Genomic DNA, 315 nt, shown 5'->3' on the forward strand with positions numbered 1-315 from the left:
GCTTGCAACGATTGTCATTTTTCTTTTTTTCCTGCGAAAACGGTATTTGTATATGTATGGCGTTTTCGCGCTTGCGGTCATCACGTTTCTGGTTGTGACAGGCCCGGTTTACAAGCATTATAAAGTGTTTCCGGCTGATGAAACGGAATCTTACTCCATTCCTTACCAGCAGATTGGAAGGATTGTGAAGGAAAACGGGCATATAACGCCTGCCCAAAGAGCCGTGATCAACCAGGTGATGCCAATTCCGGACTGGAAAAAATACTATCATCCGACAGATGTTGATATGATAAAGTTTACGCCGCACTTTGACCG

The 315-nt window shown here is 44.4% G+C and carries 1 protein-coding gene; it reads left to right on the forward strand.

Going from position 1 to position 315, the window contains the following annotated elements; translation table 11 throughout:
• The coding region (locus ACLWS4_RS38315) for a DUF6020 family protein (RefSeq protein WP_416876612.1) at window positions 1-315 on the forward strand (315 nt) is incomplete at both ends.

The organism is Kitasatospora sp. SC0581, assembly GCF_048159585.1.
In the GTDB taxonomy this organism is placed as follows: Bacteria; Actinomycetota; Actinomycetes; order Streptomycetales; family Streptomycetaceae; genus Kitasatospora.